This window comes from Wolbachia endosymbiont of Cylisticus convexus, assembly GCF_003344345.1.
The window spans coordinates 1-2,720 of the sequence record NZ_QPIP01000145.1; the positions used below are offsets into that span (position 1 = coordinate 1).

The 2,720-nt window shown below is 36.3% G+C and carries 2 protein-coding genes and 1 pseudogene; all 3 read right to left on the reverse strand.

Annotation, left to right across the window (positions count from 1 at the left end; genetic code table 11):
- Positions 1 to 9 precede the first annotated feature (9 nt).
- Positions 10 to 963 (reverse strand): annotated as a pseudogene (locus Wcon_RS13520) (IS110 family transposase).
- 188 nt (positions 964 to 1,151) lie between these two features.
- Positions 1,152 to 2,306 (reverse strand): phage tail sheath subtilisin-like domain-containing protein, encoded by a 1,155-nt coding sequence (locus Wcon_RS09300; RefSeq protein ID WP_114517923.1) that lies wholly within the window; start codon positions 2,304 to 2,306, stop codon positions 1,152 to 1,154.
- Positions 2,299 to 2,720 (reverse strand): hypothetical protein (locus Wcon_RS09305; RefSeq protein ID WP_114517777.1); only part of this gene is annotated, 422 nt, incomplete at its 5' end. The genes Wcon_RS09305 and Wcon_RS09300, both read right to left, overlap by 8 nt.

Here is a 2,720-nt window from a genome sequence, read left to right on the forward strand (position 1 = left end):
GTCAACTGATTATTTCACTAAATCACCATTAAATGGTTGATTATTTTTTAAAATACCAAAAACCACATGCATTAATTTTCTCATTAATGCGACAATTATTACCATTGGACATTTTCCTTTACTTGCTAAACGTTGGCAAAACTTTTGAAAGTGAGAATTATGATTCTTGACTACTATAGCTGGCATATAAAGAGTTTTGCGAATACGTTCCGACCCTATTTTACATATTCTACTTTTTTTACTGACAGATGAACCTGATTGGTAATATTCAGGATTTAGACCGGCAAAGGCTGTAAATTGTCTAGCATTATCAAAATTATCAACAGATGGCATTTCTGCAACGATAGCAACAGCAGTAAGATGTCCTATACCTTTTACAGTCTTGATGTTTTCTATCATATTTTTTAGGTGTGAATGGTTATTAACATGCTCACAAATCTCTTTTTCTATAGCAGAAATTTCTGTTTCTATTGTAGCAACTACTTCAAGTATGGCTTGCTTACAACGGGAATTCATATTTCAAGCGATTCATCTGTTGTAACTTGTCGTCTTTAAATGCTTGCAAACAACGATAGAGATCTCTTAAACGCTTGACTTCAGTAGGAGCAGGTTTCCAAAGATTAGGTTTATTAGCAATACAAAACCTAGCAATCATGGCAGCATCTGACTTATCTGTTTTGTTTCTGAGTAGCTCACTTTTGCCAAAAGCCTTGATTTGAGCAGGGTTTACCACACTTACATTATGTCCAAGGTCATACATAAAAATAACTATATCTTCACTGTAACAACCAGTCGCTTCTAGGCACAGATGAATAAGGACTGCTCCGTGATTATTACACCAAGCTTTTCAAAACCTTCCTTGTTATTGTGAAAAACTTTATGTCGTTCTTTGTTGTCTATCAATAAACAAGCATCAAGTTTCTTTTTAGAAATGTCTACACCTAAAATAGCATTGACTTGCATAAAATTTCCTCTAGGACTATAACGAATTGAGAGTTTAGACCAACCTTGTAATACGGGATATAATTCCAAAGATACTGTTCAGTCTTTTAACTCTATATGGGAAGGGAGCAAAATCTTTTTGTCAGCCTTTTTGGCATAAGTAATCTATCGGCTTCACCTTCCCTGCAAGACATTTTAGCTACAATGCCCTACTCCTTGAAGATACAAGTAATCTGTTCAGCCGGATATGGTGGTGTAAACTCAAAGTCAAAAGATACTTTCCCGCTTGCACTATTTGCCGGTGTATTGAGTTCGGGAGTTGCATAACATTTTCCACTGATAATTGCTCCTTGCGCTTTTAAACTTGCAAGGTAAGAATTCACCCCCTCAATCACATCATCTATATAAGTTTTGGTAATATTGCGATCAACTGCCCATAAATGAGCTCGAAGTAGACTGTCGTTAATTAAATCTGCAGTACGCCTCACTGATAGAAAAGCCCATTTCGAATCGCTTGAACATGTTCTATTTCCCCAAAGCCTATAGCCATTTTGATGAATTATCGTTGTTACTTCATTTTCATTCAAGTGGTTTGCTCTACAATTTGTATTACCGAGCGTAAAATCAATAGGCCTGCTTGTTCCAACAATGCCATTTATCTCTTTATTTGAAGGTGAATGCCAGAAGCCTTGCTCGCTGTCTATCTTAGCTATTAAACCAGCTACAAATGGACTCGATGGCAAGATTTCTTCTTTTCCTTCAATAAATAACTTAATCCATGGATCAACGACGTAAACTCTTGAGCTGCCGATGCTCTTTCGCCATTTTATTGCTTCTTCATCATTAGTATTTGGTCCATCTGCTACTATTATGCTTCTCAGCTTTTCTGCTATAGGAATTAATGCTGCAACCACTGCATCTTCTGGTAGTTGGTGAGTAAATTGAGGTGCAATTAATATTCTTGGAGCAACATGAACTATGCTTTCACTACTGAGGAATGCTTCTATCCCTTGATACTCTCCAGTCTCTTTATCAACACCGCCAATTATATTCTTCAGCGTCTCTTCTTCTTTTAATTTTGGATCGCTGTTTTCACTTTCTTTAACTCGAATAACTACTACTGTTGCACCAATCTGGGAAAATATTCCATTTATTGCAGAAGGTAAACTGCCACTCTTTCCGAGCTTTGCTGCTTCCTTTAAGCTTCCTGCAACTAACACTGGTTTATTTAGCGGAAATTTTTGCTCATCTGCTTCAGGTGCAGTACCAATTACACCTATCACTGATGATTTAGCTGTACGTACTGTCTTTGCTCCTGAGGTTACCTCAATAACATTTACGCCATGTAAAAATTCTTCAGCCATTTCTTTGTATTTTTTTCCTGAAATCATCTAGCAAAGTCTGTAGCTCATTTTCACTTTTGGCTTCTTCAATCTTTCTTTTGGCTAAATCTTCAAGCTCTTCACATTTAATTATTGCTTTTACTGCTTTTTTCACTTTTTCCTCAATTATTCTTGCCATTTCAATAACCGTAATACCACGGACTTTTGCTAAAGGTTCTATAATTTCTTTATCCTTTTCATCTATAGATTCTGGTGCTGCTAGAATGCTTTTTGCGGCTTCCGCTTGAATCTCATAAGATTTAGCTTTTTGGTGAGAATGACCTGCATATTGGTGAGTATGATTATCATAATAGAAACGCATACTATCAAATGCACAAAGCTTCGCATTATCCAGTAACTCCTTTTGTATATCTTCTTTAGTACGCTGAGCAATTT